The organism is Crocosphaera sp. (genome assembly GCF_030064895.1).
Lineage (GTDB): Bacteria > Cyanobacteriota > Cyanobacteriia > Cyanobacteriales > Microcystaceae > Crocosphaera.
This window is the reverse complement of record NZ_JASJEB010000102.1, coordinates 1-23,125: the sequence shown is the minus strand read 5'-3', so window position 1 is coordinate 23,125 and position 23,125 is coordinate 1. Positions and strand designations below refer to the sequence as shown.

The window sequence follows — 23,125 nt, the reverse complement described above, 5'->3', positions numbered from 1 at the left end:
CAACGGCCAATGAGACGGGAAACCTCGAAGACGAATAAAACCGTCCTTGAGTTGAGTTGTCGTTGGGAAGCCCCAACTTCAGCGAAGCAAGTTGGGGTACTTCACCCCCCCATTATCGAATGAGGGGCATATTTTTGACATAAGTTCGATCTAGACAGATAATAAAGCTAAATTTTGAGCAAAAAGTATGATAGTTTGATCACTGTGTTCACTATCAATTAATCTTTTTTTAGGAGAACTTCAGGAAAAATCTACATTATGTCTATTATCTTCCAACTTGTCTTATCCGCCCTTGTTTTCTTTTCCTTTGTCATGGTAGTTGCCGTTCCCGTTGCTTATGCTTCCCCCCAAAACTGGGATCAATCTAAGCCTTTATTGTTCATTGGCTCTGCCATTTGGACTGTTTTAGTGTTACTCGTAGCTGGCTTAAACTTCCTAGTTGTTTAATATTCTATGAGGTTTTCAGACCTCAACGAGTAGAATAGCCCCATCTTTAGCTATGGTTAAAGATGGGGCTTAAGTTTTCGGGCTTATATGAACAATTGCCGATACAATGAAATGTGGTTGCCATAAAAACACCAAGTACAAACCCATGAATGCACCCTTTAGCCCCGAAGAAATAGCAGCAGAAGGCATCAAACCCTCTGAATATGAAGAAATTGTGCAACGGTTAGGAAGACACCCCAACCAAGCAGAATTAGGGATGTTTGGGGTCATGTGGTCAGAACATTGTTGCTATAAAAATTCTCGTCCTCTACTGAAAAATTTTCCCACAGAAGGCGATCTCATTTTAGTGGGGCCGGGGGAAAACGCCGGCGTGGTTGACTTAGGAAAAGGTTTAAGATTAGCTTTTAAAATTGAATCTCATAACCATCCCTCGGCAGTGGAACCGTTTCAGGGTGCAGCTACCGGAGTTGGAGGAATTTTAAGGGATATTTTTACTATGGGGGCCAGACCCATTGCTTGTTTAAATTCTCTGCGCTTTGGAGACTTGGAAAATGCTAAAACTAGACGCATTTTTTCAGGAGTTGTTGAAGGTATATCCCATTATGGTAACTGCGTTGGTGTGCCAACAGTTGGGGGAGAAATTTATTTTAATTCTGCTTACAATGGCAACCCTTTAGTGAATGCGATGGCCTTGGGTTTAATGGAGACAAAAGATATCGTTAAATCTGGGGCTTCAGGAATAGGTAATCCTGTATTATATGTAGGGTCAACTACGGGCAGAGATGGCATGGGTGGAGCGAGTTTTGCCAGTGCAGAATTAACGGATCAATCTATGGATGATCGTCCGGCGGTACAAGTGGGAGATCCTTTCTTAGAAAAGTCTTTAATTGAAGCCTGTTTGGAGGCATTTAAAACCGGTGCAGTGGTGGCAGCGCAGGATATGGGAGCAGCAGGAATTACCTGTTCCACGTCTGAAATGGCTGCTAATGGAGGGGTTGGCATAGAATTAGACTTAGATAAAATACCTGTGAGAGAAACCGGAATGGTTCCTTACGAATATCTTTTGTCTGAGTCCCAAGAAAGAATGTTATTTGTGGCAGAAAAGGGAAGAGAACAGGAGTTAATTGATATTTTTCAGCGTTGGGAACTGCAAGCAGTGGTAGCAGGAGAAGTGATAGAAGAACCCATAGTTAGAATATTATTTCAAGGAGAAGTTGCTGCCGAAATTCCTGCTAATGCTTTAGCAGATAATACACCTATTTATCATCGAGAGTTGTTAGAAAATCCTCCCGAATACGCCCAAAAAGCTTGGCAATGGACAGAAGATAGTTTACCTAGTTGTACACTAGAAGGTATTGAAATTAAGGGAGAATTGAAAAGTTGGAATGATATTTTATTAACTCTCTTAGATACTCCTTCTATTGCCTCTAAAAAATGGGTTTATCGTCAATATGATCATCAGGTACAAAATAACACGGTTATTCTACCAGGAGGAGCAGACGCTGCGGTGATTCGTGTGCGTCCTATTGATGCTCAACCTGATAGTTGTAAAATAGGGGTTGCTGCTACCACTGATTGTAATTCCCGTTATGTTTATTTAGACCCTTTAGAAGGGGCAAAAGCTGCTGTGGCAGAAGCGGCGAGAAACCTTAGTTGTGTGGGGGCTAAACCCATAGCTATTACTGATAATTTGAATTTTGGCAGTCCTGAAAATTCTATTGGTTATTGGCAATTAGCCTTAGCTTGTCAAGGTATTTCGGAAGCTTGTCAGGAACTAAATACTCCTGTTACTGGGGGCAATGTTTCTCTTTATAATGAGACAGTTGATAGTGAGGGAAATCCTCAGCCAATTTATCCCACACCCGTCATCGGAATGGTGGGTTTAATAGAAGATATTACTAAGGTTTGTGGACAAGGTTGGCAAAATGAAGGGGATATTATTTATTTGTTAGGGGTTGATAATAAGCCGGGTTTAGGTGCATCAGAATATTTAGCAACTATTCATGATATTGTGTCAGGAAAACCGCCTAAAGTTGATTTTGCTCAGGAACGTTTAGTACAAAAAATTTGCCAAGAAGGGATTAGTCAAGGTTGCATAAAATCGGCGCATGATTGTGCGGAAGGTGGCTTAACTGTGGCTTTAGCTGAATGTTGTATTAGCGGAAATTTGGGAGCAGAAATAAATCTAAATAATCAAGAAAAAAATAGGTTAGATACTTTACTATTTGGAGAATTATGTGGACAAATTATTGTTTCTGTTAGTCCTGAAAATCAGCAAGAATGGGAAAGTTATCTACAGAAAAATTTAGGCAATAATTGGCAAAAATTAGGTACAGTTAAATCAAATAAACTAGATGTTATCTTGTCTGATAATACTTCAATTATTAGTGTAGAAGTTAAGACTATGATTAATGATTGGTCAAACGCAATTGAAAAAAGGTTGGAAAGTTAACCTATTTAAGACTACTACATTAGGAGAAAATCACTTATGTTATCCATTGAAAGAACCTACCAACAAGTCTCAGAAAATCTAGAAAGTTTACTAAATAATATTGAAGTTGATAATAGTATTGCTATTATTACTCGTCCTGGACATAAAGACATTGCTATGTTACAAGCAGAGGAATTAAATAGTTTATTAGAAACGGTTCACTTATTAAGAAACCCTGCTAATGCTCAACGTTTATTTGCTGCTATTGAACGTTCCATAAAACGAGACTCTCAGGAGATAGAAGGACAAACTATTGAGGAACTTTGTGAGGACTTAGGGATTGAAAGAGAACGCTAAAGCAATTATTTTTGATAAACAGTTTCGGGAAGATTTAATGTGGTGGTATAAAACTAATAAGAAAATCGTTTCTCGTATTTTAGACTTAGTAGAAGCTGTTACAAAAGATCCCTTTTCAGGAATAGGAAAACCTGAACCTTTGAAATATGTCGAGGCCAATACTTGGTCTCGTCGTATTTCTCAAGAACATCGTTTAATTTATAGGGTTCAAAATGATTGTATTCAATTTTTAGCAGCAAGATATCACTATGAATAAATGAATAGTTTTATCTAAAAATCAATAATTTAGCGATCGCATTTGAAAACCCTAGTGCTAGATATTCCTGTACTGAAAATCAAAGCTAAGATATTTTGTTAGGATTACAGTGGTTGAAACTTGGTTAATTCCTTAAAATAGAAAGCGATTGTCAATATAATTAAATATTTTATTCCCATCTAAACTGGCCAGTCCCCTGGTAAGATTAAGTTAAATATTTGTTAAGAATTCTTTATCATTTCTGCAAAAGTTGCCCTAACCCCATCCTTGACGCTGTTTTCAGGAGTTCATCCCTAACATGACTGCCAAAAAAAAACCCTCCCCCACCTATCAATTATTAGATAATTCTTTTGATAGCGATAATTATTCCCTAGATAAACCCGAAGAAGCTTGTGGTGTTTTTGGGGTAATGGCCCCAGAAAAAGAAGTGGCGAAACTAGCCTATTTCGGTTTATACGCCTTGCAACACCGTGGCCAAGAATCCGCCGGTATTGCTACTTTAGAAGATGATATTATTCATGTTCACAAAGATATGGGCTTAGTTTCCCAAGTCTTTAAGCAAGACATCCTGGAAACCCTAACAGGTAGCATTGCCGTGGGTCATACGCGCTACTCTACTACGGGATCAAGCCACAAAGCCAATGCTCAACCGGTTGTTTTGAAGACTCGCCTTGGTAATTTGGCACTAGCACATAATGGCAATCTTGTCAATACCCTAGAATTGCGTAAAACTTTAGAAGAACGGGGCTGCAATTTCCATACTAGCACGGATTCAGAAATGATCGCTGTAGCGATCGCTCAGGAAGTGGATCAAGGAAAAGACTGGTTAGAGGCTGCCATTAGTTCTTTTCCCCTGTTTTCTGGGGCTTATAGTTTGGCTATTGGAACCCCGAAAGGATTAATGGGAGTCAGAGATCCCAATGGTGTACGACCTTTGGTTATCGGCATTTTGGAGGATAATCCTCGGCGTTATGTTTTAGCTTCAGAGACTTGCGCTTTAGATATTATTGGGGCTGACTATTTAAGGGATGTAGAACCGGGTGAACTGGTGTGGATCACTGAGGAAGGGTTATCTTCTTTTCATTGGACACAACAATCGCAACGAAAATTGTGTATTTTCGAGATGATCTATTTTGCTCGTCCTGACAGCTTAATGCACGATGAAACCTTGTATAGTTATCGAGTGCGTTTAGGACAGCAACTAGCCAGAGAATCTTGTGTGAAAGCAGATTTAGTGATGGGGGTTCCTGACTCTGGTATTCCTGCGGCCATTGGCTTTTCTCAGGTTTCTGGTATTCCTTACGGCGAAGGGTTAATCAAAAATCGTTATGTGGGACGCACGTTTATTCAACCCACACAACACATGAGAGAGTCGGGAATTAAGATGAAGTTAAACCCTCTCAAAGACGTTTTAAACGGCAAACGGGTGATTATGGTGGATGATTCTATTGTTAGGGGAACCACTAGCCGAAAAATTGTTAAAGCGTTGCGAGATGCTGGGGCCAAAGAAGTTCACATGAGAATCTCTTCTCCTCCTGTTACCCATCCCTGCTTTTATGGTATTGATACCGATAACCAAAGTCAGTTAATAGCGGCCACAAAATCCGTTGCTGATATTTGCGAACAGATAGGGGTCGACTCTTTGGCCTATTTGACTTGGCAGGGAATGTTAGATATGACCGAAGAAGATCCCAATGGTTTTTGTTCTGCTTGTTTTACAGGAGATTATCCCATTACTATTCCTGATGATCTTAAAGGGTCTAAATTGATGTTAGAACAAGTGCGAGGTTAACAAGATGCAGCCCTTTGCATAAGTTCCCGATCGCCTTATAGTGATAGGTGAACCCCAGTTTAATCATGCAGTATTGTGAAAAAAATTTCTATTCTTGGCTCCACTGGTTCTATTGGTACCCAAACTCTTGATATTGTTAACCAATATCCCGAACAATTTCAAGTGGTGGGTTTAGCCACTGGTTCTAATGTTGATTTATTGGCTACCCAGGTCAAACAGTTTCGTCCAGAAATTGTAGCTATTCGTGATGAAAACAAACTAGGAAACCTCAAAGATGCGATTGGGACTCTGGACTATTCTCCTATTATTTTAGCAGGGGAAGAAGGGGTTATTGAAGTTGCTGGTCACGGTGACGCTGAAAGTGTGGTCACTGGTATTGTAGGATGTGCTGGTTTATTGCCTACTATTGCCGCTATCAAAGCCGGAAAAGATATTGCTTTAGCTAATAAAGAAACCTTGATTGCCGGGGGTCCAGTTGTCTTACCTTTAGTTGAAAAACACGGGGTGAAACTATTACCTGCTGACTCGGAACATTCTGCTATTTTTCAATGTTTGCAAGGGGTTCCGGAGGGTGGTTTAAGAAGAATTATTTTAACCGCTTCTGGGGGTGCATTTCGTGATTGGCCAGTGGAACAATTAAAGTATGTTACGGTACAAGATGCCCTGAAACATCCTAACTGGTCAATGGGTCAAAAAATCACGGTTGATTCTGCTACCTTAATGAATAAGGGGTTAGAAGTAATTGAAGCTCATTTCTTGTTTGGAATGGACTACAAAAATATTGATATTGTTATCCATCCTCAGAGTATTATTCACTCGTTAATTGAGGTACAGGATACCTCAGTTTTGGCACAGTTGGGATGGCCAGATATGCGTCTTCCTTTATTATATGCCTTGTCTTGGCCGGAAAGAATTTATACTGACTGGGAAACTTTAGACTTAGTTAAAGCGGGTAGTTTAACCTTTAGAGAACCAGATCACGATAAATATCCTTGTATGCAGTTAGCATACTCAGCAGGAGAAGCAGGAGGAGCAATGTCTGCTGTTTTAAATGCAGCTAATGAGCAAGCAGTAGCTTTATTTTTAGAGGAAAAAATTACATTTTTAGATATTCCTAAAGTTATTGAAAAAACCTGTGATGACTTTAGAGATCATAACCCTTCTAGTCCTAGTTTAGAGGATATTTTAGAAGCAGATAATTGGGCAAGAAAAACTGTTTTAATGGCGGCTGAAGAATTGGGAAATAAAAGTCAAGTTGTTTCTCTAAAATAATAGTGTAGAGAGATGTTATATATGTTATGTATAACGTCTCTACATTGATTTTTAGTTAGTAATTATGCCGATAAATTTAATTTTATTGATTGCTGCTTTATTAGTTTCATTTCTACTATTTCGTTGGCTATTAACTATTATTAAGTCAACGGTTATTAATTTAGTAATTATAGCATTAATTATGGTTTTATTACAGTCTATTTTTGGGATTAGTCCTCAAGAATTATGGAATGAAATTATTAGTTTACCTCAAACTTTTCAAGATGTTTTTCAAAGATACAGTAATCAGTTCTTAAAAAATTAGTATCTTATTTAGGAATATTCTCTAAAATTTGGATACCAATCATCATCTAATATTTGTTCAATTGTGAATGGTAATTCTAAGGGTAAATTAAGGTAAAAATTAGCGTTTTCAGCTTTCAATTGTACCTGTTTTAAAGCTTTCTTATAATTCTTGTCAAGGTTAGCACTAAAATGTTTATAATAATTCTTGGAATCTAAAAAATCAGATAAATCATTTCTAAAGTTATTGATTTCAATCTTCCAACCAGACCAGATAGATAAAAATCTCTATTAACAGGCCAATAAGCATATAATAGTAAATGGGCTAATAATTGGCGAGTAAGACTGTTAATTGCGCATTTATCACTTGCTCCTAATGATTCTATTTCCTCTTGTAAGTTATACCAGTCTAAAGCAGCAGCATCTTTATTTTTGAGTGCAATAACCTGTTGTTCTATCCATTCTCCAAAGTCTAACTCGTATAAACTATTATTCATTTTTTTATTATGTTAGTTAATGGGCAAAAAATCCTGTTAACAACAAAGGTAATAAAATCAGTAAACTAATAATTAATACTGCTGTTTCTGGACTAATAGGAATAGTATTTTTTTCTTTAGGTGGTTCTGTCATTTTGAATTTTCTCCTACATTAATTGCGATTTTAACATATTTTCATCCCAATAAGCTTTGACTTCTGTAATCTTACCAGCTTCATTGAGTTTAAACGTAGTAATACCTTCAGCGTTTGCTTCTTTACCATTCTTAGAAACAACAGTCATTTTCCATTTAACCGCAGCTTCATTATTAACAATAAATAAGGACTCTCTTTCTATCTCAAATTTACTATAAAAATTAGTGAGAATAGTAAACAATTTTTCTGAGTCTTTTTCTGGGTTTAAAGCAGGTTTACCCACGGGATCATAAATAGCTGCATCCTTTGCTAAACTGTCTAACCAACCTTGAGGATTCATCGCAGCTAAACTGTTATAATAGTTAGAAATTGTAGCTTCAATAGACATAGTTTTCTCCAATAGTAAGGTGAGGAATGCCCACCTTACAAACATAACATAAATATGCTCTAAAATTCCGCACTTAAAGGAGTACGAGGAAAAGGAATAACATCCCGAATATTACCCATACCTGTCATAAATTGTACCACTCTTTCAAACCCTAAACCAAATCCTGCATGGGGAACGGTTCCATATTTTCTTAACTCTAAATACCACCATAAATCATCAGGAATGATCTCCATTTCCTTAATCCGTTTTTCCAGCACATCCAGTCTTTCTTCCCGTTGAGAACCACCAATAATTTCCCCAATTTTTGGTACTAATACATCCATGGCAGCAACGGTTTTCTGATCATCATTTAAACGCATATAAAAGGCCTTAATGGCGGCAGGATAGTTAGTCACAATCAAGGGCTTTTTAAATAATTCTTCTGCTAGATATCGTTCATGTTCTGATTGTAAATCTATACCCCATTCCACAGGGTATTCAAACTTTTTATTAGACTTTTCTAGTAATTCAATGGCCTTGGTATAAGTAATTCTTTCAAAGTCATTGTTAATGATATTATCGGCTGTTTCCAAAACCGATTTATCAATACGCTTATTAAAAAATTCCATATCTTCGGCACAAGTTTCCAACACATATTTAAAAATGTATTTTAAAAACTCTTCTGCTAAGTCTTGATCTCCTTCAATATCACAAAAAGCCATTTCTGGTTCTACCATCCAAAACTCAGCTAAGTGACGAGAAGTATTAGAATTTTCTGCCCGGAAAGTCGGTCCAAAAGTATAAACATTTTGAAAAGACATGGCCATAACTTCCGCTTCTAACTGTCCACTTACTGTTAGATAAGCTTGCTTACCAAAAAAGTCTTGAGTGTAGTCTATTTTCTCTTGTTTATCAACAGGAAGTTTACTTAAATCAAAATTAGTTACAGTGAATAATTCTCCTGCCCCTTCGCAGTCACTAGCAGTAATAATAGGGGTATGAACCCACATAAAATCTCGTTCTTGAAAAAATTTATGAATAGCGGTTGCACAAGCATTTCTCACCCGCATAACCGCTCCTATGGTATTAGTCCGCGATCGCAGATGTCCAATGGTGCGTAAAAATTCAAAAGAATGGCGTTTTTTCTGGAGGGGATAGGTTTCGGGGTCAGATGTGCCGTATACCTGCACTGTAGCAGCTTTTAACTCGATGTTTTGACCTTTTCCGGGGGATTGTACCAGGCTTCCTGAAACTTCCACAGAAGACCCCGTATTGAGGAGTTTGAGAACATCTTGATAGTTGGGGACGCTTTCATCGAGAACCACCTGTAAACTATTGAGGGAAGAACCGTCATTAACTTCCATAAAAGCAAAATCTTTTAGTTCCCGTTTGGTGCGTACCCACCCTTGAATAGTAACAGTTTCATCGGGTTGGCCGTGGCGTAAGATGTCTCTAACTCGTTTAGTTTGCATTATATATTTAATAGTTTATAAATCCGTTGCCTGAATATTCTACCAAATTTTGTCCTTATAATTGTAGGGTGTATTAGCATAGCATAATAAACCAAGAAATCTAATTTTGGTAGGTTACGACAGAGGATTATATTCTTATTATCACCTAAGTTCTAATAGTCTAACCCTAAGAGAGAGGAAGTATGCTCTAGTAATAATCAAAGAAAAGCTATTTTTCTGTTAAGTCAGATGTGCCTATTTTTTCAGATTAAACTCTAAAGAAAAAAAGTCCTTAATTTCCGCTCTAAATGATTCAGGTAACAGAGCAATCAGGAGAGATAAATCTCCTAAGTTGATGCTTTTTACCCCCAATAACTCAACCCCAACTATCTTATTATCTTGAGCATAATCAATAATAATACCATCAGCAATTTCTTCAGACTCTAAAACTGTCTGATTCTCCAGACGAAGATAAGCTGCATCTACTTCTTGATCATAATTAATTTGAAAACTCATCTTTATACCCCCTATCAAAAAAAACTGTGACAACTGTAATGGGTTGTGTATTTGGATTATAAACTACTCTCAAAGCTCGATTACCAAATTCTGGAATTCGTTTCCACACACGAATTGTATTCGTTCTATTATCTTTATCAGAATAGTCTGGAGTAGTCAATGCACGATGAATCCATTCTTGTTTAATTTGGGATCTCCCTGCTTTATTCAATTCATCGGTTGCGTGTTTAGAAAGAATAAAATCCAACGAAAGTAAACCTCTTTTTAAACTTTAAATAATTTGTAACGTTTTTGCTTTAGGAATTGTTATACCTTCTGCTTGCCATGCTTCTAAATATATTTCAATGACTTCTTCTCCATTTATAATCGCTTCTTCACGGGTTTTTCCATTAGTACAAGGCATAATAACCAGTTCTGACAATTCAGGAATAGTGACTACAAATAACTGATCTTCTTGTGACCATTCAATGATCATACTATAGCGAGGTTCTTGTAATGTCATCGTTTCCATTTTGGGTCTGTACATAGTTATTTTAACTGACTGTAGGATCTAGGAAAGGAGAGGTTTTATTGTATTTAAGTGATTATACTGTGTTATTTTTTCGTATCTTTTTGGGTACTTTACATTTAGATAGATAAATTTACTCATACTTTCATTAAACTAAAAGGATCAAACCAATGCAGAAAACCTTACTTATAACAGGATTAATTTCAACTTTAATAGGAGGGTTATCTTTACAAGCTAAAGCCCAACAAACTATAGTTCTTTATGATCAAGATTTTGAAAATTCTAGGTTTAGGTACAGGTTTCAAACGCAAATTAGGTAAAGCTAGGAAGAAATAGAATAGTAAGGTGGGCATTGCCCACCCTACAATTAAACTATAGCTGATAGATTACTCATATTTAATTGCTGTAAAGCTTTCCAATTTATAATATCCTCATACAAAGATTCATACCCTTTAACATTGGGATGTAAACCATCATTAATTAATCGTGACTTGACATAATTTTCTCCTCTTCCTAACCATAAATCGAAAATATCTAGATATGGAATATTACGAGACTGACAAGCTTTTTTTGCAACTTCTTTATAACGATATTGATCAAAATGATTAAAATAAAAACAGTCAATAAAGGGCATTTTTTCCTCATCCACTGGAACCATACCGACAAAATATACAGGACATAATTGCTGCGCTTTATCTAATAAATTCTCTATTTCCTGTTGATATGTCTCAAAGTCTGTAAATAAACGCCCATTGGGTCGTCTCAACCTCGCCGAATCATTCACCCCAACCGAAAGCATAATCAGATCAGGAACACGGTTGCGTAACTCTCCACGATACCGATATTCCCCTTCTAAGCGTTCGGCCACTTGATGGGTGCGATCGCCTCTCACCCCCAAATTATACAATACATGACCATTTTCCTGCCCCATCCACTGACGACGCAACCTCTCAACCCATCCACCCCCAACGGTATCACCGTACCCATACACTAAACTATCTCCTAACGCCACAATTCTCAAGGACTGAGTGTTAAAGGATGAATTCCAGATTTGTGTAGGGTTGGCAACGGTTGACATTAAGAAGACTCCTGTAATGGTCTGTAAAATAACTTCATATTTTGATACGAAACTTTATTGTAGCGTAACTCGGTAAAATTATTTGTGTAGTATAATTGTAGTGTGCTGTCATAAAGTAAAAATCTATGCCTTACGAACCTTTAAAAATTAGTACAGAAAAACCCGTATTATCTTGGGCTGATCATGATTTAGCATCAGCAGAAATGCAGATGGCAAAAAATGTTGCCTCTCTACCTTTTGTATATAAACACGTTGCTTTAATGCCGGATGTACACTTAGGAAAAGGGGCTTTAGTAGGGTCAGTTATTGCTACCGAAGATGCAGTTATTCCTGCTGCTGTGGGGGTAGATATTGGTTGCGGTATGGCTGCTATTAAAACACATTATAAAGCTGATCAATTAGAAGGAAAATTAAAGCAAATTCGCTCTGAAATTGAAGCTACTATTCCTGTGGGTTTTGAGCAGAATAAAGAAGCGGATAAAATGGTTACAAATTGGCAAAATTGGCGTAAATTTAAGGACTTACATAAAGGAGTTCAAAAGTTAGAAGTCAAAGCCTTAAACCAAATGGGATCATTGGGGGGAGGTAATCATTTTATCGAAGTTTGTTTAGATACAGAAAACAAAATTTGGTTAATGTTACATTCCGGTTCTCGTCATATTGGTAATAAGTTAGCACAATGTCATATTGGTACAGCCAAAGAGTTAGCAAGGTTAGCAAATATTTCCTTACCAGATCCAGATTTAGCTTATTTTGTAGCAGGTACTGATGAATTTGCTGCTTATTGGCGAGACTTACAATGGGCGCAAAATTATGCCCGTTTTAACCGAGATGTAATGATGAAAAGGTTTTAAAAAATCATTGATAAACACTTAGGAGGTGGGAAACCAAGCAAACCTTTATTATCTGTAAACTGTCATCATAATTATGCAGAAAAAGAGCTACATTTTGGTAAAAAAGTGTATGTTACTCGTAAAGGTGCAGTAAGAGCAAGAGAAGAAGATTATGGAATTATTCCTGGTTCAATGGGAGCAAAATCTTACATTGTAAAAGGCAAAGGAAACCATGATAGTTATTGTTCTTGTTTTCCAGCAGAAACCTTTATCTTGACAGAGCAAGGATTGATGAAAATTGAGGATGTTTTTAACTCATCCAATACTGTTAAATTGATCTCTTATGACCAAGAATCTCAAAAGTTTGTCCCTAAAGCAATTATTGATAAAAGTGTTTGTGATGCTGTGGTCAATAAATACTCTCTATCTCAGACAAGAAGACATTTAGATAATACAATTTCTTGTACACCCGACCATCCTTTTGCTACTTATAAAAAAGGAGAATTAGTCTATGATTCCATTGAAAAAATTGCTGATTACCAGAGTGGAGTTATTATTCCAACTGAGATTGATTTACCTTCAAAATTAACTTTTGAAGAACAAGATCACAATTTTTATTATCTGTTAGGAGTTATTTTATCTGATGGAACAATTTATCAGACTAAAAGAGCAAATGCACCTGATATTAATCAACGTCCACGAGGAGGAAAATATATACAGTCTTATATTGGTATTTTCCAAGCAAATAAACCTGAAAAACAAGAATTTATGAATCAGATAGAAACCTTACTAAGAATTTATAGTGATCAGGTTTCTGTAAGAATAACTCCACCAAGAAAGAGTAATTTACACGGTCGAATCATTCAAGGAACAGGTTTAATTGAGTTAACAATTAGTGACTTAGATTTTGTGAATAGATTTAAGAGTATTTTACCTAAGTTACCTAATATCTTGTTAACGAATCCTTGGTTAGCATTACACTTTTTGGCAGGTTATTTGGATGGAGATGGTAGTTATAACCGTGATACTATTTCTATTAGTGTTGGTAAAACTGAGATGTTTTCTCCCTTAATTTGTGCTTTTTTGAGTCTTGGAGTTGCTTATAAAGTTTACCGAAATCGTAATCATTATGCGATTGAATTCCGAGATAATGTCATCATGAACAAATTGCGTGAAATTTGTAAAAGATTACAGATTACAGAACCTCCAAAACGTCTTTATTCTGATAAGCTATTATTAGCAAAAACCCTTGTAGATGGTGATTTAAAATGTGAGAATTTCACCACAATAGCTAAACAAGGAAAAATGGTTAGTGTTCATAAATTTGAGGGAGAATCATTAGACAAAACTTTAGCTATGAATCGAGTTTTTTCTATTGAGAAAGTTGGGGAAACTGCGGTTTATAACTTTACCGTCGAAGACAATCATAATTATATTGTTTTTACGGATTTTTATACCCCCATTTTAGTCCATAATTGTTCTCATGGTGCTGGTCGTTTGATGTCTCGAAGTAAAGCTAAAAAAACATATACTCTTGATGATTTAGTTGAACAAACAAAAGGAGTAGAATGTCGTAAAGATCGAGGTGTATTAGATGAAATTCCTGGTGCCTATAAACCTATTGAAAAAGTCATGAATCAACAATCTGATTTAGTAGAAGTTGTAGCGACTTTGAAACAGGTTATATGTGTCAAAGGTTAATTAGTAGGGCGATGCGCTCCCCACCTTAAACATTTATGTTAAATTAAACTTATATTCAGAGTGTATCTCCCAATTTCTGCCATTATGTATTAATAAAGTTAGTTTGCTTACGACAAAATTATAGTAAATCTCTTTATCTTTAAATTCCTCCCAAGCTTGATAAAAATTATTTTTAGTTAAATCTCGAAAACCAACGGTTAAATGGGGAGAAAAAGGGCGTTTTTTAGACACTTGATGAACAATATTTAAGGAAGATTCTAAACGAGACATTAATAATTTTTGAATCAATAAAAGTTCAGTATTTTTAACTACATCGATATAAATAACACGAGGTTTGAAAGCAGCAAAACCATTTAAAGTCAGAGAAAAGGGTTGTTGAGATTCCGAGAAATCATTTAATTCTTGGATTAATATTTCTAAGTCTTCTATATCCCATTCAAAAGGTGGTTGTAAGGTTACATGAGGAGGAGATTTTAAAGCAGCTTTACTATTATAAATATCCCGAAAATGCTCTTTGATTTTTGTTGCCTCTTCTTGTATATATTTAGGAGGAATTAAAGCAATAAAAAATCGTCTTTTTGAAACTTTTTGGACATTATTCATAGATTTTTGTGATTTTATTTTTAAACATATTAACACAAGTATCCTGCTTTTATTACAGTCTAGAAACCTGAGTTAGATATAAGAAAATTTATAGACAATTTGTCAAAATCAAAAGTTTCAAACACTGATTATTTCCCTAACAAAGTAAGGGTCAACGGTGGTTGATCATTAGTCCGAACTCCGAACTCCGAACTCCAAACTCCGAACTAAAGTTAGAAAACTATGTTACTTTCATCTATATATTTATTCAATTCATTTGGTTATTATCAACATTTGATTTCCTCCTCTTTGTAGTTGATAGGAAACTTTTTCAAGTTTACATTTGTAGCCTTTATTTTCTAGATATGTAATAATAAATTGAAGATAAGGAGAAATTTTATTTTGTAAAGTGATTAAGGGAAAAATCCTTACTTCACGACAAATACGTAAGATTTCATCAATAGAATTAATATGAAATTGTTGATCAAAATGAGCAGAATAAAGAAAGAGAAAATGAGAGACTAGACCTAATTCATATTGATTTTTATCATACTTTAATCTTGGTAATTGTCCAATGTTGTATCTATTATCTTTTTTCCCTATTTCATAATCAGCACAAAATAACGCAATAACTTTTTCTCTATTTTTTCTTAAATTTTGAGGTGATTTGTGATAACTCCAAACCCAATCATTCGGAGTGTTTTCTACTTGTTTAATAATATCATCAACAACAGCACAAAATCGCCTTTTAATTTCCTCACCACTGAAAATATAGAGAGGATCAACTGAATTAATTTTATAACCTAATTTAGTTCCTTCTGCATTAAAACTCGCAGGCCCATCTGCAACACTTAAAATTGATTTTTTAAAATCATTTTCTGTCAGATTGAACATTTTAATATATTCGTCTAATGACCGTCCAAATGGGACAACTTTTTCTAAGTTCATTACCATATAATTTACCTCATACTTGAACTATTTTTATATCTTAATACAATTCTGAAAAATTGAAAAATACTCATAACTATTGTAGGGTTCAACTACCGTTGACCCCTACCTAATCATCTGTTAATTATCTTTGATTATGCAGCCAGTTTTTGCTTATCTTTTTGAAGTAAATTAATAACTGAATTCTTCTCCAATAATCCTAAAACTTGACCATTTTCTCCAATGACAGTCAGTTGTTTAAAGGGGTCATCTTCTAACAGTTTAACTACCTCTAATAGTGTTGCCTCAGCCTGAATGGTTATCAAATCTGTAACTGGTTGTATTACTTCAAACAGCCTAATTTCTGTCCAATCAGATGTAGGAATTTTTTTCAATCTTTCTACTTCTAAAACCCCCGATAAAGTTCCCTCTTCATTAACAACTAAGAACTTTCTCCATTGATTTTTTCCGATAACATAATTATTAACGAATTCACGGATAGTTAAGCCACTAACAACAATGGGACTATTCGGAATAATCGCATCTTCTGCTGTGTAACCATTTAAAGTTTCTTGTACTTTTGCCGATTGAGCAGAATTTCCTGCATTTTGTAATAAGAAAAACCCAATTAATAACGTCCAAAAACTACCAAATCTAAGAATTCCTAAAATAGATAAACCACCGATTGCAACCGCTAACCAACCGAATACTTGACCCACACGACTAGCAAAAATAATCCCTTTATTGGGGTTACCTGTAATCTTCCAAACCAGAGACTTTAAAATATTTCCACCATCCAAAGGTAAGCCAGGAATTAAGTTAAATAACCCTAACACTAAATTGATAAAAGCTAATAACTCAATAATCGCTTCAATGGGTGTAGATAAGTTAAAATTAAACCCAACTAAGAAGAAAATAGCTGATAATAATAAACTCACCCCAGGCCCTGCGATTGCCACCAAAAAAGCCTCTAAAGGCGTATCAGATTCTTTTTCTAAATTAGCTAATCCTCCGAATAAAAATAACGTAATCGATTTAACATCAATACCTTGAGAAATAGCAACAAAACTATGACCCAATTCGTGTGCCAGAACAGAAGCAAATAATAATAAAGCAGCAATAAAACCTAATAGCCAAGGCAGCAAACCATTGAGTTGAGGAAAGAAACTTAACTGTTCTCCATAACTAAAAGTAACTAATCCTAAAACCAAAAACCATGAGGGGTTGACATAAAAAGGAATACCGAATAAATTTCCAACTCTTATATTGTTATTCATCTGAATAACCTCCTATTTTGTCAGCGATTTTATCTTTTTTCGCTGTTGCTTAATCTTATTGTAACGAAATGTAAAATTAAGAGAAATTAGAAATTATCGTAAAACCCGTCCTCAGAGGTTCGGTTGATCTAAACTAAGGAGACCAATGGAAAAAGTGTCACCATTAGCAGCGATTAAACCCAGATTTTTGCTAAGATAAAGTCCTTAGTAACCAATGTAAATCTCATAAGACTATGACATACGTAACTTCCTCTGCTAGAGCAGAAATGAGTGAGTTAAGGCGGTTAAAAACATTATTACCCCCAGAACTACAAAACTGGGTGATGGTAGAAGGCAGTACAGAAATCAACCCCCCTCTCATACGCTGTGAAGAATTGGGAAGAGATGAAGTAGAAATTCAAATTGACCTAGCTAAATGGGAAAATTTAGCAATTGATCAGCGAAATTTGCTCTTTTGGCACGAAGTTGCCCGTATCCAAAACGATACTATTCCCAGAGAAGGATGGGAAATGGCAGCCCTAGCCATCGGTTTAGGAGGGGCAGTAGGAGAACTTTGGGTGCAAGATGGCTTACTCTTACTCCTAGCTTTAGGGTTATGTGGCATTTCTGGGTATCGACTCTGGCAGAAAAATAACGGAGAACGGAAATTAAAAGAATCTATCGAAGCTGATGAAAAAGCTATTGCATTAGCGACTCGTTTTGGTTATACTTTGCCCAACGCTTATAAAAGTCTTGGCAGTGCTTTTAAAACACTGATTGAGCAAACTCCTAACCGTCGCCAGCGCAAACAATATGAGTCTCGTCTGCAAGCCCTCAGACGCAGTGCCAGCAAGGCAAAAGAAAAAATGCAGCAGGACAAAGGAAAGCGTCCCCTACGTTGAAATTAATAGCCCAATTCATAACAGGTGATGACTATCCAAACTCCAGAAACTTCCTTTCCTATCGTCATTATTGACAACCACCCCGTGATGAAAATGCCAAAACGTTTAACCGTTTTAGAGGCAGTTCTTTTCAAACAGGTGTGTCATCAATATTTAGAGTCTGGAACCCTTCCTGAGCAGCTAATTTTAGACTTTGAGGAAACTGAATTTATGGATAGTAGTGGCATAGGGGCTTTAGTCCATAATTTTAAGGCAGCCAAAAACAAAAATGTTGCTCTCCTTCTCTATCACACCTCGCCCCCAGTAATGGCGGTGTTATCCCTGACGGGACTTGATGAGATCATACCCATCACCAACAGCCTGGAAACCAAGGAACCCTCTACTGCTTCGGTGCAACCCCCTGAAACTCACCCTTCTGTTTCTTCCTGGATTAAAAGAACCATCGATATTATCGGCAGTTTAGTTGGTTTGTTGATCACTGCGGTTCTATTCATCCCCATTGCCATCAGCATCAAGATGGATAGTCCAGGCCCCATTTTCTTCCATCAAACCCGTTGTGGTTGGCTAGGAAAACCGTTTCAGATGACTAAATTTCGCTCTATGTGCGTCAATGCCGAAGCCCTTAAAAAAAAGGTTCAGAACCAAGCTCAAGGGGCTATCTTTAAAAATACGAATGATCCCCGTATAACTAAAGTAGGACGTTTTTTACGCCGTACTAGCTTAGACGAATTACCTCAATTTTGGAATGTATTAAAAGGGGAAATGAGTCTAGTGGGAACCCGTCCGCCGACCCCCGACGAAGTGGAACGCTACGAAGTACCCCAATGGCAACGCTTAAACGTTAAACCAGGTATGACAGGGGAATGGCAAGTGTACGGGCGATCGCGAATTACCAATTTTGAACAAGTAATTGAACTAGACTTAAGATATCAAAAAAATTGGAGTCATTGGTATGATATTCAGCTTATCCTAAAGACTGTGTTCATTTTATTCCAAAAGAATAGTGGTGCAGTCTGATCGACCCGATAACAATCATCCGTCTTTGCTCAAGCCTTGTCGACTTATAGTGGAGACAGAAATCTTAGCTTTGGAAAAAATTTTAGTTTGGTTTGAAACCATTGCTAAACCTTATTTACCGCCGAAAATTTTATGGGAATGTAAACTAGCTTTATCGGAAGGGTTTACCAATACAGTTCTCTATGCACACGATAATTTACCGCTAACGGTTCCTATTATTGTTGATGTTAATTTTTATCACACTTGGGTTGAGATTCTTATCTGGGATCAAGGACCTTTTTTTGATTTAAAAGCTAAATTAGCACAACTAAAAGAGCAACAAATTCATCCATTAGAACTTGAAAGCGATCGCGGTCTATTTTTTATGGATAAATTAACTGATGAGTTAGAATATATTCGCATTAATAATGAGAAGAATTGTTTGAAAATGAAAAAACATTTGATTTGATTAACAATTAAACCATCCTTTGTATGGTAATTTCTCATTGATAATGAGCAGAAAAATTAATTCCCAATTATTCATTATCTATTGTCCATTATCAATTAACAACCTTGTTCATTTTTTCCTGCCAAATAAACCAAAGAGACCTCCTCCTTTTTGTTTGTCGGAGGGTTTTGATTTTTCGGAATTAGGAAGCACTTTATCTAAAGCCAATTTTGCTTTAATTACAATGGGATCTTGGGGATTGACTTTTCTTGCTTTATTAATGTGAATTTTAGCCATTGTTAATTGTTCTTGTTTCAGATAGGCTAAACCCAATAAACCGTGACAACTGCTATTATTTGGATCTTGTTTTAGGGTTTCTCGTAATTCAACAATTGCTTGAGAAAGGTTATTCCGTTTGATATCATCCTCAGCGCGTTTTAAAGCACTTTTAATTGCTGATTTCTCATCATTTTTTCTCTTTTCTTTTTTAGTTTCCTCCTGTTTTGAAGGTGAGGATGTTTTTGTTTCTGCTTGTACTTTTGATTCAGGTTTTGGCTGAGGTTTCGGTTTTGCTTTTTCTTTAACTTTCTCTCCTTGAGAAAGCATCAAATAAATCAAATTTAATTCACTAATTTGGGCAGTAATCTTAAAAAGATTATCTAAGTCATCATACTGTTGACTAACTAAAGGTTCTAAAAGTCTATGATAGGTTAATTCTTGATTATTGCTGGTTTGTAGAAGTTTCTGGGCCTCATCTGTAGCAATAGTAATACTAATTAATTCCTCGGCTAAGTTTTTTCCCATTTGAGATAATACTAACTTATATTCGTGACGATAACGATCTTTTGATAATGTTTCGTAGGCTGGATTAACTAACTTTGATAAAATTTTAGTAGCTAATTTTTTTTCTTTCTCTGTATTACCGTTAAAAGTATCAGGATGGAGAATATAAGCTATTTTTAAGTATCGTTGACGAATGTGACGAGTGTCAGCATTAATGGGGACTCCCAAAATAGCATAGTGATCGGTTATATCATATTTAAAAAGTCCTTGTTCTATTGGAAAAGACATAAAGTTAATCGTTTATTTCTAAAATTATATTCTCTGGAAATAGAGATTTTTTTTACCATATAAAAGTGCAGCTTAAAAATTGATTGTTAGAATTATGACATTATTTTTCTGGTGCTTTCAACAGTGTATTTTAGCCTAACCTAATAGGTATGTTCTTTAATTGTAATCAATATCAAGCTGCTTAAAAGTTTGTGACAAAGCTTTATTGCTCAAGGTCTATACTTCATTATAATACCATTTTCTTTGGGGGTTCGCTAATTTGTAAAAGCATAGTTCCACCAAGATCTGATTTTTTTAACCGTAAAAGGCTTTTAACCAAGGTAATGCTTCTGTTAAGGCTTGACTCAAACTATGATGAATCTTTCCATTAGTGGCTAATAAACGTCCCTCTTCTAATTTTAGGGGACTTTCATCATAAGCAGTCACTTTACCTCCTGCTTCCTCTAAAATTATGATTCCTGCTGCTATATCCCAGGGACTCAAACCCCTTTCCCAATAACCGTCTAACCGTCCACAGGCTACATTGGCAATATCTAACGAAGCTGATCCACCTCGACGCACTCCTTGGGTAAGATGGGTTAAATAACAAAATTCTGGATAGTTCGTGTCTTTTGTTTCTCGGCGATCGTAAGCAAATCCTGTTACTAATAAACTGTTGCTTAATTGGTCGGTTTGTGATACTTTAATAGGGCGATAATTAACTGTAGCTCCTAGTCCTTTTGCTCCTCGAAACAACTCTTTATTAAAAGGATTATATATTGCACCTACTATCGGTTTCCCTTGCCATAATAAGCCAACAGAAACGGCTGAAGCAGGATAACCGTGGGCATAGTTTGTAGTCCCATCTAAGGGATCAATTACCCACAAATAATTACTATCACTGCCTCCTATTTTACCAGATTCTTCAGCCAAAATTTGATGGTTAGGGACTCTACGTTTCAGGATATTTAAAACCGTAGCTTCTGCTTTTTTATCTGCTTCTGTGACTAGATCCCCTGGACGACCTTTTTCTTCAATTTGCTCTAACTTATCTACTAAATTCTCTAAAATAACTCCAGCAGTCATTGCCGCTTCTGTGGCAACATCTAGCAATATTTGTAATTCTTTTGTATCTGGTAAGCTCATAAATATTTTTAGGATTGAGGGTGCTATTCTTATTATTCCCTATAATTGAACAATTGAAAATGCTATCCATAATTTTAGTGATTTTTTGGAGCTTAATATTATTAAGCCCCAAAGGTATTTTAATTGGTAAAAGCAGAAGATTTAATCATCATCTAAGGGCAATCCTAATTTAACTTTTCCCTTACCAAAGTAGCGTCCAAATTGTAATTCATAAACTTCATCTTCGTCTTGGGTTTCTACTTCTAAGTCTGACTGAGCATAACTAACACATAACAGAGCATAACCTTTTTTTCTTAGTTCAGGAGATAAACCTACTGCTTCAGGTTGGTGAACTTCTCCTGATACAATACGTACAGCACAAGAAGTACAAGCCCCATTACGGCAGGAAAAAGGCAGTTCATAGCCTTGTTCTTCTGCACTATGGAGAATGTAGCGATCATCAGGCACTTGTAGAGTATATTCTTGATTCACTTGACGATGATGAATGCGAATGGTGTGATAACGACTCATGGGGAAATTTGGGAATTATCAACTATTATTATAAACTTTTTGTCAAGGGTTTAAACAAAAATTATTTAACTGAATATTTATCAATTTTTGGGATCTAATATTCTTAAGCATATATTAATATTTTCCCATTTCAAGCCTTAAAAAATATTATAGAGAAATCTCTAAAAAAGTATTATCAAAATCGGCTTTGTATAACTTGGGAGAGTTGCATATCATAAAAAATAGTATTTGTAAACAGTATTTGTTTATTAGTTGAGAGACTAGAATATCCTCTAAAAATCAGTAAAAATATTGAGGTATTTAGATATTTTTTGGGAATACTAAGGTCAGATAAACAGAAGTTATCAGTAACTTTCTACATAAATTTACTGATGACTTGAATAACTCAATACTTATAGCAGTCGCCAAAGCTATTAGGACATTTTTCTGTTCCCTGTTCCCTGTTCCCTGTTCCCTTAAAATATAATTTATGTGTCCTAACTAGCCTGTCTATTGCTATATCTGTAAACTGCTTTTTTTAGAGAGGTTAACCATTTGTGGACTTCAAGATCAATAATGAGCAACGACAAAATTATTTAACTTCATTTCAAAGAAAAATCCTAACCAAGAATCTTAAAGAAAATATAGAAGAAAAATATCGTCAACGAATTGAGATTATGCTATTAGCTGATGAAGGAAAAAGTCAAACAGAAATTTGTCAATTATTAGGTTGTTGTCAAGCTACAGCAAGACATTGGATAATGATGGCAAAAAATGGGCAAGCGCATTGTTGGAAAAAATCTAAAATTGGACGACCAAAAAAAATTAATGAGCAGTATTTAAACCGTTTAAAAGAATTAGTTAATCATAGTCCTCGTAACTATGGTTATTCTTTTGGAAAATGGACAGCAGAATGGTTAAGCAAACATTTAGCTAAAGAATTCAATATTAAAGTGAGCGATCGCTATATTAATCACTTGCTAAAAAAAATGGGTTTATCAACTAAATCAAAATTGAATGCTCATGAAAAGAATCAGAAAAAAAACAATTTAATAATTCAAGATTTACCTAATCATAAACATATTTAAACAGAATTATTATTATAATTTAATTTACTACAAGGTTCATTACTGTCATGGTACAAACTCATCAAAGTCTTATTGAACGTCAGCAAATAAATGAGGTATTAGGCTCTATTTTATCCGAGCAAGAATTTTCTAAATTACGTAAACAAATCAAAATTATTGAGCCTAAAGTTGGCTTATTTTGGAAAACAGTTTCTGCGGAAGCAGGGATCTATAGCAATAGACAGGCTAGTTAGGACACATAAATTATATTTTAAGGGAACAGGGAACAGGGAACAGGGAACAGAAAAATGTCCTAATAGCTTTGGCGACTGCTATATATT

28 protein-coding genes are annotated in these 23,125 nt (G+C 35.6%); 14 read left to right on the top strand and 14 right to left on the bottom strand.

Features of this window, described 5'->3' with window-relative positions:
* Positions 1 to 258: 258 nt before the first annotated feature.
* The 7 genes from psbZ (at position 259) to QNJ66_RS19920 (ending at position 6,859) form a co-directional block, all read left to right on the top strand.
* Positions 259 to 447 (top strand): photosystem II reaction center protein PsbZ, encoded by a 189-nt coding sequence (gene psbZ / locus QNJ66_RS19950; protein ID WP_007304868.1) that lies wholly within the window; start codon positions 259 to 261, stop codon positions 445 to 447.
* 145 nt (positions 448 to 592) lie between these two features.
* Entirely contained in the window at positions 593 to 2,899 is a 2,307-nt protein-coding gene (gene purL / locus QNJ66_RS19945; RefSeq protein ID WP_300510104.1) for a phosphoribosylformylglycinamidine synthase subunit PurL, read from the top strand.
* 36 nt (positions 2,900 to 2,935) lie between these two features.
* Positions 2,936 to 3,235: a type II toxin-antitoxin system Phd/YefM family antitoxin gene (locus QNJ66_RS19940; protein WP_300510102.1), complete on the top strand. Its 300-nt coding sequence runs from the start codon at positions 2,936 to 2,938 to the stop codon at positions 3,233 to 3,235.
* Positions 3,219 to 3,491 (top strand): Txe/YoeB family addiction module toxin, encoded by a 273-nt coding sequence (locus QNJ66_RS19935; protein WP_300510100.1) that lies wholly within the window; start codon positions 3,219 to 3,221, stop codon positions 3,489 to 3,491. The genes QNJ66_RS19940 and QNJ66_RS19935 overlap by 17 nt, the downstream gene beginning before the upstream one ends.
* Before the next feature lie 298 nt (positions 3,492 to 3,789).
* Positions 3,790 to 5,283: an amidophosphoribosyltransferase gene (purF, locus tag QNJ66_RS19930; protein WP_300510097.1), complete on the top strand. Its 1,494-nt coding sequence runs from the start codon at positions 3,790 to 3,792 to the stop codon at positions 5,281 to 5,283.
* A 75-nt stretch (positions 5,284 to 5,358) separates the two neighbouring features.
* Positions 5,359 to 6,555 (top strand): 1-deoxy-D-xylulose-5-phosphate reductoisomerase, encoded by a 1,197-nt coding sequence (gene dxr / locus QNJ66_RS19925; protein WP_300510095.1) that lies wholly within the window; start codon positions 5,359 to 5,361, stop codon positions 6,553 to 6,555.
* 64 nt (positions 6,556 to 6,619) lie between these two features.
* Complete coding sequence (locus QNJ66_RS19920; RefSeq protein ID WP_300510093.1) at positions 6,620 to 6,859, top strand: hypothetical protein; 240 nt, start codon at positions 6,620 to 6,622, stop codon at positions 6,857 to 6,859.
* 8 nt (positions 6,860 to 6,867) lie between these two features.
* On the opposite strand, the gene QNJ66_RS19915 is transcribed toward QNJ66_RS19920, so the two are convergent.
* From QNJ66_RS19915 to QNJ66_RS19880, 8 genes are all read right to left on the bottom strand, one after another.
* Positions 6,868 to 7,089, bottom strand: coding sequence for a DUF29 family protein (locus tag QNJ66_RS19915; protein ID WP_300510109.1), 222 nt, complete (start codon positions 7,087 to 7,089; stop codon positions 6,868 to 6,870).
* Complete coding sequence (locus QNJ66_RS19910) at positions 7,053 to 7,334, bottom strand: DUF29 family protein (RefSeq protein ID WP_300510091.1); 282 nt, start codon at positions 7,332 to 7,334, stop codon at positions 7,053 to 7,055. The genes QNJ66_RS19915 and QNJ66_RS19910 overlap by 37 nt, the downstream gene beginning before the upstream one ends.
* Before the next feature lie 146 nt (positions 7,335 to 7,480).
* On the bottom strand, positions 7,481 to 7,855 hold the full coding sequence (locus tag QNJ66_RS19905) for a nuclear transport factor 2 family protein (protein WP_300510089.1): 375 nt from the start codon (positions 7,853 to 7,855) through the stop codon (positions 7,481 to 7,483).
* A 59-nt stretch (positions 7,856 to 7,914) separates the two neighbouring features.
* A complete protein-coding gene (asnS, locus tag QNJ66_RS19900) occupies positions 7,915 to 9,306 on the bottom strand; it encodes an asparagine--tRNA ligase (RefSeq protein ID WP_300510087.1) in 1,392 nt (463 codons plus the stop codon).
* A gap of 234 nt (positions 9,307 to 9,540) precedes the next feature.
* Positions 9,541 to 9,801, bottom strand: coding sequence for a DUF2283 domain-containing protein (locus tag QNJ66_RS19895; protein WP_300510085.1), 261 nt, complete (start codon positions 9,799 to 9,801; stop codon positions 9,541 to 9,543).
* Positions 9,785 to 10,048: a DUF4258 domain-containing protein gene (locus tag QNJ66_RS19890; protein WP_300510084.1), complete on the bottom strand. Its 264-nt coding sequence runs from the start codon at positions 10,046 to 10,048 to the stop codon at positions 9,785 to 9,787. The genes QNJ66_RS19895 and QNJ66_RS19890 overlap by 17 nt, the downstream gene beginning before the upstream one ends.
* Before the next feature lie 24 nt (positions 10,049 to 10,072).
* Entirely contained in the window at positions 10,073 to 10,327 is a 255-nt protein-coding gene (locus QNJ66_RS19885; RefSeq protein ID WP_300510082.1) for a type II toxin-antitoxin system HicB family antitoxin, read from the bottom strand.
* 349 nt (positions 10,328 to 10,676) lie between these two features.
* Positions 10,677 to 11,387: a GDSL-type esterase/lipase family protein gene (locus QNJ66_RS19880; protein WP_300510081.1), complete on the bottom strand. Its 711-nt coding sequence runs from the start codon at positions 11,385 to 11,387 to the stop codon at positions 10,677 to 10,679.
* Between the two features lie 125 nt (positions 11,388 to 11,512).
* Here QNJ66_RS19880 and QNJ66_RS19875 point away from each other — a divergent pair, with 125 nt between their 5' ends.
* Positions 11,513 to 12,241, top strand: coding sequence for an RtcB family protein (locus tag QNJ66_RS19875; RefSeq protein ID WP_366146298.1), 729 nt, complete (start codon positions 11,513 to 11,515; stop codon positions 12,239 to 12,241).
* A 3-nt stretch (positions 12,242 to 12,244) separates the two neighbouring features.
* Positions 12,245 to 13,921, top strand: coding sequence for an RtcB family protein (locus QNJ66_RS19870; protein WP_366146299.1), 1,677 nt, complete (start codon positions 12,245 to 12,247; stop codon positions 13,919 to 13,921).
* A gap of 33 nt (positions 13,922 to 13,954) precedes the next feature.
* On the opposite strand, the gene QNJ66_RS19860 is transcribed toward QNJ66_RS19870, so the two are convergent.
* The 3 genes from QNJ66_RS19860 to QNJ66_RS19850 all read right to left on the bottom strand — a co-directional run bounded on the left by QNJ66_RS19860 (position 13,955) and on the right by QNJ66_RS19850 (position 16,707).
* Positions 13,955 to 14,524: a 2'-5' RNA ligase family protein gene (locus QNJ66_RS19860; RefSeq protein ID WP_300510079.1), complete on the bottom strand. Its 570-nt coding sequence runs from the start codon at positions 14,522 to 14,524 to the stop codon at positions 13,955 to 13,957.
* Between the two features lie 252 nt (positions 14,525 to 14,776).
* Entirely contained in the window at positions 14,777 to 15,451 is a 675-nt protein-coding gene (locus QNJ66_RS19855) for an SAM-dependent methyltransferase (protein ID WP_300510078.1), read from the bottom strand.
* A gap of 134 nt (positions 15,452 to 15,585) precedes the next feature.
* Positions 15,586 to 16,707, bottom strand: coding sequence for a site-2 protease family protein (locus QNJ66_RS19850; RefSeq protein ID WP_300510076.1), 1,122 nt, complete (start codon positions 16,705 to 16,707; stop codon positions 15,586 to 15,588).
* 233 nt (positions 16,708 to 16,940) lie between these two features.
* Between QNJ66_RS19850 and QNJ66_RS19845 the strand changes: the two genes are divergently transcribed.
* The 3 genes from QNJ66_RS19845 to QNJ66_RS19835 are packed head-to-tail and all read left to right on the top strand — an operon-like array spanning position 16,941 to position 19,053.
* Positions 16,941 to 17,588 (top strand): DUF3318 domain-containing protein, encoded by a 648-nt coding sequence (locus QNJ66_RS19845; RefSeq protein WP_300510074.1) that lies wholly within the window; start codon positions 16,941 to 16,943, stop codon positions 17,586 to 17,588.
* A 27-nt stretch (positions 17,589 to 17,615) separates the two neighbouring features.
* Positions 17,616 to 18,605, top strand: coding sequence for an exopolysaccharide biosynthesis polyprenyl glycosylphosphotransferase (locus QNJ66_RS19840; RefSeq protein WP_300510072.1), 990 nt, complete (start codon positions 17,616 to 17,618; stop codon positions 18,603 to 18,605).
* Positions 18,592 to 19,053 carry an ATP-binding protein gene (locus QNJ66_RS19835; RefSeq protein ID WP_300510070.1) on the top strand — a complete coding sequence of 154 codons (462 nt, stop codon included), beginning with the start codon at positions 18,592 to 18,594 and terminating at the stop codon, positions 19,051 to 19,053. The genes QNJ66_RS19840 and QNJ66_RS19835 overlap by 14 nt, the downstream gene beginning before the upstream one ends.
* 108 nt (positions 19,054 to 19,161) lie before the next feature.
* Here the strand turns inward: QNJ66_RS19835 and QNJ66_RS19830 are convergent, their stop codons facing one another.
* The 3 genes from QNJ66_RS19830 to QNJ66_RS19820 form a co-directional block, all read right to left on the bottom strand.
* Positions 19,162 to 20,103, bottom strand: a complete 942-nt coding sequence (locus tag QNJ66_RS19830; RefSeq protein WP_300510068.1) for a J domain-containing protein — start codon at positions 20,101 to 20,103, stop codon at positions 19,162 to 19,164.
* A gap of 294 nt (positions 20,104 to 20,397) precedes the next feature.
* Positions 20,398 to 21,228 carry an inositol monophosphatase family protein gene (locus QNJ66_RS19825; protein WP_300510066.1) on the bottom strand — a complete coding sequence of 277 codons (831 nt, stop codon included), beginning with the start codon at positions 21,226 to 21,228 and terminating at the stop codon, positions 20,398 to 20,400.
* A gap of 141 nt (positions 21,229 to 21,369) precedes the next feature.
* Complete coding sequence (locus tag QNJ66_RS19820; RefSeq protein ID WP_300510064.1) at positions 21,370 to 21,738, bottom strand: 2Fe-2S iron-sulfur cluster-binding protein; 369 nt, start codon at positions 21,736 to 21,738, stop codon at positions 21,370 to 21,372.
* A 536-nt stretch (positions 21,739 to 22,274) separates the two neighbouring features.
* On the opposite strand from QNJ66_RS19820, the gene QNJ66_RS19815 reads away from it, so the two are divergent.
* Positions 22,275 to 22,805 (top strand): helix-turn-helix domain-containing protein, encoded by a 531-nt coding sequence (locus QNJ66_RS19815; protein WP_300510061.1) that lies wholly within the window; start codon positions 22,275 to 22,277, stop codon positions 22,803 to 22,805.
* 47 nt (positions 22,806 to 22,852) lie between these two features.
* Positions 22,853 to 23,038 (top strand): hypothetical protein, encoded by a 186-nt coding sequence (locus QNJ66_RS19810; protein ID WP_300510059.1) that lies wholly within the window; start codon positions 22,853 to 22,855, stop codon positions 23,036 to 23,038.
* The last annotated feature ends 87 nt before the right edge of the window (positions 23,039 to 23,125 follow it).